This is a genomic window from Microcystis sp. BLCC-F209 (genome assembly GCF_041928595.1).
Taxonomy (GTDB): Bacteria; Cyanobacteriota; Cyanobacteriia; order Cyanobacteriales; family Microcystaceae; genus Microcystis.
On the sequence record NZ_JBHFLL010000084.1, the window covers coordinates 1 to 7,899 of the forward strand.

General features: G+C 42.1%; 8 protein-coding genes. 6 read left to right on the forward strand and 2 right to left on the reverse strand.

Features of this window, described 5'->3' with window-relative positions:
• Positions 1–756: 756 nt before the first annotated feature.
• On the forward strand, positions 757–1,395 hold the full coding sequence (locus ACE1AQ_RS05295; RefSeq protein ID WP_081504672.1) for a MotA/TolQ/ExbB proton channel family protein: 639 nt from the start codon (positions 757–759) through the stop codon (positions 1,393–1,395).
• Positions 1,396–1,413: 18 nt separating this feature from the next.
• Positions 1,414–1,983 carry a biopolymer transporter ExbD gene (locus ACE1AQ_RS05300; RefSeq protein WP_008201640.1) on the forward strand — a complete coding sequence of 190 codons (570 nt, stop codon included), beginning with the start codon at positions 1,414–1,416 and terminating at the stop codon, positions 1,981–1,983.
• Here ACE1AQ_RS05300 and ACE1AQ_RS05305 read toward each other — a convergent pair whose 3' ends face one another.
• Entirely contained in the window at positions 1,984–2,334 is a 351-nt protein-coding gene (locus tag ACE1AQ_RS05305; RefSeq protein ID WP_008201641.1) for a hypothetical protein, read from the reverse strand. It abuts the gene before it with no gap.
• Between the two features lie 517 nt (positions 2,335–2,851).
• On the opposite strand from ACE1AQ_RS05305, the gene ACE1AQ_RS05310 reads away from it, so the two are divergent.
• Both ACE1AQ_RS05310 and ACE1AQ_RS05315 read left to right on the forward strand, forming a co-directional pair.
• A complete protein-coding gene (locus tag ACE1AQ_RS05310) occupies positions 2,852–4,045 on the forward strand; it encodes an NAD(P)/FAD-dependent oxidoreductase (protein WP_110544861.1) in 1,194 nt (397 codons plus the stop codon).
• A gap of 109 nt (positions 4,046–4,154) precedes the next feature.
• On the forward strand, positions 4,155–4,925 hold the full coding sequence (locus tag ACE1AQ_RS05315) for an FkbM family methyltransferase (protein ID WP_110544863.1): 771 nt from the start codon (positions 4,155–4,157) through the stop codon (positions 4,923–4,925).
• Here the strand turns inward: ACE1AQ_RS05315 and ACE1AQ_RS05320 are convergent.
• A complete protein-coding gene (locus tag ACE1AQ_RS05320; protein ID WP_110544865.1) occupies positions 4,922–5,335 on the reverse strand; it encodes a GAF domain-containing protein in 414 nt (137 codons plus the stop codon). The genes ACE1AQ_RS05315 and ACE1AQ_RS05320 overlap by 4 nt on opposite strands.
• 84 nt (positions 5,336–5,419) lie before the next feature.
• Here ACE1AQ_RS05320 and ACE1AQ_RS05325 point away from each other — a divergent pair, with 84 nt between their 5' ends.
• Together ACE1AQ_RS05325 and ACE1AQ_RS05330 are read left to right on the forward strand one after the other, a co-directional pair.
• Complete coding sequence (locus ACE1AQ_RS05325) at positions 5,420–6,754, forward strand: AAA family ATPase (RefSeq protein ID WP_110544867.1); 1,335 nt, start codon at positions 5,420–5,422, stop codon at positions 6,752–6,754.
• Positions 6,751–7,443 (forward strand): Rho termination factor N-terminal domain-containing protein, encoded by a 693-nt coding sequence (locus ACE1AQ_RS05330; protein ID WP_002800082.1) that lies wholly within the window; start codon positions 6,751–6,753, stop codon positions 7,441–7,443. Before ACE1AQ_RS05325 ends, ACE1AQ_RS05330 begins: the two co-directional genes overlap by 4 nt.
• Positions 7,444–7,899: the final 456 nt, after the last annotated feature.

Genomic DNA, 7,899 nt, shown 5'->3' on the forward strand with positions numbered 1-7,899 from the left:
TCTAGGTTCTGTGTGATCAGTTTAACTTACAATATGATCGATCAATCTTTGTGTCCTTTGTGTCTTTGTGGTTCGTTCCACTCACTCGCCAGCAGGACTGTATCCTAGAATACATTTTACCCACCAAACCTGGGAGAGCCATTGTTCTTTCCCCTCGTCCCATTAACAATGCTAGATGGCGAACTGTCTCTACCTCGCCCATCTTCAAAAAATATAATGACTGTACTTTAGCGTAGGCTAAACTACTTTTTTGTTGTTTCATTAATTCTTTTAAATCTTCCACTGACTCAACAATGTTGATTTTAGTTACCCCAGACATAGCCAATTGATCCGCTTAATTATCTCCCCCCCCAAGTATGCCACAGTTTTTGAAAAATGGCATAATTTGATTTAAAACATCAAATACTGGCGGCTGAGTGGCGGCATTGCCACCGCCTGGGAATCCCATCCCTAACCATAGGCGCAAAATCCCAGCCACTGAATCCAGGTCTAGATAGCTCTGGTTTGGACTTCTCCGGCCAGAATTAGATTCAAATAGAGTCGGGACAGTCCCTAAAGCCTTTTTTTGACCTCTTCTGGCCTCTTGAAAAGCCCCATCTCATCCTGTATTCTAAGTCAGCGTAAGAACTATAAATGTCAAATGTCAATTGATCGACTTAAATCTTAAACTAAATAATCAAGCCCGAATCGCTCGGTATTGGAGGAAACAAAAAACCCGTGAATATAACTGATTTAATCCAAAAAGGCGGAGTGGCCATGTGGCCGCTGCTTTTTCTGTCTATTTTAGCTCTTAGCACTATTATCGAACGAATTTGGTTTTGGAGTCGCACCCTCCTCAGTGAGGGGCAGATTTTAAATCGCATTATGGAATCCGCCATGCGTAACTGGGATCTAGCCACGAAAGTCGCCAGAGATTCCCGTAATCATCCCATTGGTAGCTATCTCTACGCTCCCCTGCGCTTAGAAAATCCAGATCCAGAGGTTTTTCACTTTGCCCTCGAATCGGCTGCCGATGAACAATTATCCCTAATGAAACGGGGTGATAAAATCCTTGAGGCAGTCATCGCCCTTTCTCCCCTGTTAGGATTATTGGGGACGGTACTCGGTTTAATTACCTCTTTGGCCAATATTCAATTAAGTGACCTGGGAACTTCCTCAACGGCGGGAGTAACTTTAGGTATTAGTGAAGCTTTAATTTCCACCGCTACTGGCTTAATTGTCGCTATTTTTAGCCTCGCTTTCTATCGTGTTTTTCAGGGACTCTGGTTCAATCAAGCCCGAATTTTTCGCAAGGCCGGCAGTGATTTAGAAATTATCTACCGTCAACGTTGGCTAGATGGAGAAGACCAACAATACTCCCTCAGTGCTAACCTAGAAAAACCCCTCGATCGCTAAATTCCTCCCTAATCACCCATGGCCGAAACTAAATCTCTTAACCACAAAAAGCCCAAAAGTAGCCACATTACGGCTCGTCCCCTGAAATTATGGCATGAGCAACACCGCATTCAAGAGGATGTGCAGGTTAATATCATTCCCCTGATTGATGTAATTTTCTGTATTCTCACTTTCTTTATTCTCGGTGCAGTGGGATTATCTCGCCAACAGGCCATCAGCCTCGATTTACCGAAAGCTAGTACCGCCACCACCCCGATGCGGGAAATGTTGGTGGTTAGTCTCGATGATTTCGGACAACTCTACGTCGAAAAACAGATGGTGACTCGCGCCCAGTTGTTCGAGGCGATTAAGAATTATCATCAATATAGTCCCAATGGACTGATGGTACTCAATGCCTCCCGTAATGCCAGTTATAACGAAGTGGTGGGGGTTTTAGACCTCCTGCGACAGGTAGGCGGCGATCGCGTGGCTTTAGCGACTCTAGCGGGGGAAGCTAACAATCCCACCCTGGAAAATAGTAATCCTTTGCCCAATTTACCTACCAATCCCACCTTACCCAGTTTACCCAATCCTCTGGGCAGAAATTAACTAGGAATGGATGCGATAGGTGAGTAATTGCTCTTCGAGGGCGGCAATACGATTGTAAGCCGCCGTCAATTGTGCCGTCAATCGGCGAATTTGGATTTCATCGGCAAAAGAATTATCACCATTGACAGCCGGGGCCTGTTTGCCACCGTGATCCCGGAGAATATCTTTATGATCGTAGAGACTATTATCGGATAACTCGGAAAAACCGACCATTTCTAGGGATTCTCGCGGAGAACGACTCGATTTATCCCCGGCTAGGATAGCAATTTGCCGGCTGAGGCTTTCGACAATATCCTGTAGGTGATCGACTTTCCGATCAAGACTGATAATCTGTTGTTGTAGTCCATTCATGCAATTATCTAGGAATTAAGGAGGATTCCCCTCTATGCTAGGCTCTAGAAGAGATGGACTATAACAATTTATGATTGATTTAACGATCCCTTTACTGCCCTTAACTAATCTTAATATATTGCCCCGGTCAACCAGCTGCCCCCGATAGCACTTCTATTAGAAATTAAGGTAAGCTGTTGAGCAGTAAGCCTCGATTTTAAGGAACTAAATTATGTTTAAAAATTGGTCTTTCGATGATTGGATGAATCATATCCTTTTTCTGGCTACAATTGTGGCTTTGCTGGCGATTTGGCTGGGTAGATAATTAAAAACTATTTTTCTTTCCTGGCTTTACCGAAAATTTGGGGTTAAGGTTCCCCGTCCATTTTACGGCAGGCAGTGTCACAATAAGAAACAAAACCCTCAGCGATCGATAAGTACCTAAGCAAAATTAATTACACATCTCGATAAAGCTTTTGCCTCTTGCCTATTGCCTCTTGCCTATCTTCACTAGGAAATTTATTTTGCACGACTACTTATGACTGACTCAAGCCCAAAAATTTGTATTCTCGGTGGTGGTTTTGGTGGACTCTATACTGCTTTGCGTTTGAGTCAATTGCCTTGGCAAGATCAACACCCCCCCCAAATTACCTTAATTGATAAAAGCGATCGCTTTTTATTTTCTCCCCTTCTCTACGAATTAGTCACCTCAGAACTGCAATCCTGGGAAATTGCCCCCCCTTTCAGCGAATTGCTCGCTAATACCCCCGTTGACTTCCAACAGGGAACCGTCACGGCGATCGATGTTAATAATCATAAAATAACCCTTGACAATCAAAAAGATATATGCTATGACCGCCTCGTCATCGCCCTCGGTGGTCAATCTTCCCTTGACTTCCTACCTGGGGCCAGAACCCACGCTATCCCCTTTCGTAGTCTAGAGGATGCCTATCGTCTTCGGGATCGACTCAAAACCCTAGAACAATCCGATCGCGATAAAATTCGGGTCGCCATTATCGGGGGCGGTTATAGCGGCGTAGAATTAGCCTGTAAGCTGGCCGATCGTCTCGGAGAAAGGGGAAGAATTCGTCTGATCGAAAGAAATAGCGATATACTTGGACCTTCAACCCAATTTAACCGCGACACCGCCAAAAAAGCCCTAGAAAAACGTCTGGTTTGGTTAGACCTCGAAACCACCGTCGCCGATATCCAAGCGGATCGCCTCTCCCTTGACTACAAAGGACAGATCGACAATATCCCCGTTGATCTAATTCTCTGGACCGTTAGTCCGATCGCCTCTCCACTGATCGCTAATTTGCCTCTAGCACATAATGAGCGCAAATTACTAAAAGTTAATCAATATTTACAAACTGTCGAAAACCCCAGCATCTACGCGATCGGCGATGCGGCCGATGGTCGCGATCAAGAGGATAAACCCTATGCTGCCACGGCCCAAGTGGCCCTTCAACAGTCCGACTACTGCGCTTGGAATATTTGGGCGAGTTTCCACGATAAACCGGCTTTACCCTTCCGTTATCAACCTTTAGGCGAAATGTTGACCCTCGGCATCGATGAAGCTACCATTAGCGGCTTAGGACTAGAATTAGCCGGTCCCCTTGCCCATCTTACCCGTCGCTTAGTCTATCTCTACCGTCTGCCCACCCTTAACCATCAAATCGCCGTAGCATTCAACTGGATTACCCAACCGCTTTTATCCCTCATTTCTGAGTAACAGTTGCAGGGACAGAGGATAATTAAAGTGACTTTTTTTACTCTAGTTACTTGTCCCTTCGATTGCTATATTGACTGTATCAATTACCGTTCTAATTTACAAAACAATTATGAGCATTAAAAGCCGGCTGAAAAATTTGATTCATGAATTGAGTCTTGAGACTTACAAGAAAGTTTCCCCCGATTCCTTCCCTGCTGGTTGGGATGTGGCCTCAGATATAGAAAGAATTTGTCATCACCAGCAACCAAAGATTATTTTTGATGTCGGGGCTAATATTGGACAAACAGGTAGTTACTTTCATCAAAAATTTCCTCAAGCTAATATTCTTTGTTTCGAGCCAATCAAGGAAACTTTTGCCCAATTATCTCAAAAATTTGCTAATAATCAGCGAATTCGCTGTTTTCCGATCGCTTTAGGCGAGCAACCTTCAGAAAAAACAATTATCTTAAACTCTAATTCTCAACAAAACTCCCTCACCGATGCCTTAAACCGGCCCGTAGGGGAGAATCAAGGCCAATCCACCGACAAAACAGAAGCAATTACAATTGATAGCTTAGATAATTTTTGTCAAGCTCAGGGGATAGATAGGATAGACCTGCTTAAAATGGACACAGAGGGTTATGAGCTACAGGTTTTAGCTGGAGCAACCAATTTTCTAGAAGAAAGAAAAATTGCCATGATTCTTTCAGAAGTTGGGTTTCGTCCCTCCGATTTTCGCCATACATTTTTTACCAAAATTTACGACCAATTGTATCAACAAGGCTTTCGTTTTAATGGTCTATACGATTTATCCTATTGGTCTCCCTATCCCTATGAAGGACTAATTTACTGTAACGCTTTATTCGTCAATGCCAATCTGATCAAAAATCGCTTTTACTAAAAATCTGGCCAAGAACAAAGATATTCCTCCACTAACAAACTATCTCGATCGGTCAATTCCTGACCATCGAGACGATTTAAAAGCATTACTGCACCAAATAACCGATTATTAACCCTAATTGGCACAGCTAAAGCCGTTTTTATCCCCAAAGCCACCGCTATATCCTGACGAATGCGATTATCTCCTAGGGTTTGTTCCACCACCACCGGACAACTATCCCGGTAAACCACCGTACACAATCCCGACGTGGCAATATCACCCCTTTTGCCCACAATTGCCTGGCTGTTTTTACCCGCACCCGCGCGATAATAAATACTATCACCGTCAAATAGGGCTATAATCACCGTTTCTGTTGGAATTAAACCTAAAATTTCTTCAGCAATGCGATCGAGATTAGTTAATTTTTCCATAATGGGTTAGGGGTTGAGGAAATAGAGTGTTATACTCAAAAAAACAGCGATTCATTAACTTTAGTCTATAGTTTGTGAACTCAAATGAAAGATAACACCCCCAGAGTAACAAGTCTCAAATCTTATCTTCAGCATTTGCCTCAAGATGCGTCTCACGCGATCGTTAGCACCAACTTTGCACCTTACCTGATATCATATTTAGGATTTTCAACCACGGAGAGAATTCCAGAGTACGACACGGGAGGCGGTGGGATTACCGACTTTGCCACTCGGAGAAACCTAGAAAACGATATTTTTTTGCAGACAAAGAGTAATCCTTTTCTGCTGATAGAGTTAAAAGATAGATATACTAACTTAACTGAAAATAGTCCAGGTTATAAGGCAACTGTCAATCAGTTAAAGCGTCAGTTATTAGGGAATAACTGTAAAGCAGCCCAATGGGGAATTATCACTAACGGTTCACACATCCAGTTATTTAGAAAACATGGTAAAATCATTTTCCCTGCCACTACTTGCATAGCAATAACTCCTGAGAACATTGATGAGACCGTAGCTCTGATCAAGACAAAAATTGACAAGACTCCCAAAGCACTAACGGTTACTGTTTACAATAATAAAGGCGGTGTAGGCAAAACCACCACAACCGTAAATCTTGCCGCTTTCCTTGCTTTTTTAGGTAAAAAAGTTCTAGTTTTAGACTTTGATTTTAATCAACGAGATTTAACTAAATCTATCCTAAATATAAACCCAGAAGATGGCCTACTAGAAAAGGCTTTAACTGACAAGAATATTGACCTAAAATCAGTGATTAGCCCCTATATTTTTAAGAATTCAAAACTACAAATTACCTTCGATGTTGTTCCTGCTGATAATAAAATAGCAGGGCTTACGGAGTCTGACTATCATCCTCACATGAAAATATCCACTCTCCATAGAAAATTAGACTTAGCTAGATATGAGTACGATTACATCTTTATAGATGCAGCTCCCAATTGGCGATTTACTAGCCGGCTGGCTGTTTATGCTGCCGATGTTGTCCTCTTACCCACAAAACATAACAATTCATTCTCCCTTCATAATGCAGCTATTGCCATCAAGGAGTTTCTGCCGCAAATGCAAAAATTAAAAAAAGAGGGGACTCCCATAGCCTTACCAATTTTTTTCAACGGTGAGAAGATTACTCAACCACAGTTACAGCTTGCCCAAAAAGCAATTGATCAAATACTAGAAAATGACAAAAACCTTGTACCCTATTTTTATCCCAGATACACTAATGCCAGTAAAAATTTACATATTCATCACCTGCCAGAATACGCTATTATAGCCAGTGCTGCTTTTGAGCGCGTGCCAGCCGTTTATAAACATCGTTCCGTTTATGACTACTACAAAGACTTAGCAAAGGAGTATTTTTTACAATGATGGAATATACCGATATTGGTACTTTGAAGTATCTCTACTTAGATGAAATAGAAATTACCAATGGGACCGATGCTGATAGTTTTTTAATTGAAGTTACTGCCAAACTATTACAGCAGACAGGTGGACGCAATTGGCTGCCTGTAATCGTGAAAGAACTATCAGAGGATCGCTATGAAGTTATCGGCAACTCATTTGTTTATGCTGTGGCTGAAAGGGCTGGACTAGAAAGAATTTGGTGTATTATTGCCGATGGAACAGAAGATGCTAGGAATATATCCAGAGTTTTGGCAAGAGAAGAAACCCCAAAACTAAATCTGTCAACAGCTTCAAGAGAAGAAATTAAATCTGCTTTACAGTTCTTAATTGAACAACCGAATAGCCCCCTAAAAACAGTTAAATTAGCTACTGCTACTGCTAGGATTGATGAGGCTCCCCGTCAATTCTGGAAGAGTTTAGACTCAATTGTTGCCCTCAAGTGTGGAATTACAAAAGGGAAGGGATTAGATTTACTCAAAACTGTCTTTTATCTCACTCCTGAATCTCAACAAGATGCAGTGATTGAGGAATTTTCAGAAGAAACTCTCAAACTCAAGACTGTTTCCGAATTAAAGACTCTAGCCAAAGAAAAAGGAATCGTTGGTTTAAGCAAGATGAAGAAAGCAGAGCTAGTCAGAATATTAGCGCAATAGAAAAAGGAGTATGAATTATGAATTATGAATTATGAATTATCAATTGCTAGAAGATATTGAAAGTGAATTAAAATGGCAGCAAAGCCTTTCTAACGAAGATATGGAATTGGGAGCTTTTTCAACGTGAACCACTATCGAGTCATCCCGGGCTTGAGCATTGATTATGCTTGTGGAGTCCATCTGTTATCATCTTGGGTAGTTCTCTAAGGATTTAGTCCCTTTGACATCCTCGCCGCCGTAAAACGGACGGCGATTCCTCACCACGCCACTTTTTTAGGGTGGTCGCTGAATGGGGTTGACGCTTCACCGAAAAACGCTTAATTGCTTAAGTCTGACTCTTTCTCCACGTCCGTTTTGAGTGTCCGGATGCCCTCCGGCCACTTTGAACAAGTCGAAAAAATCTAATGTTCAACCTTATTTCCTAGAAAGTTTTACTCGTTCAAGGCCGAATTTGAA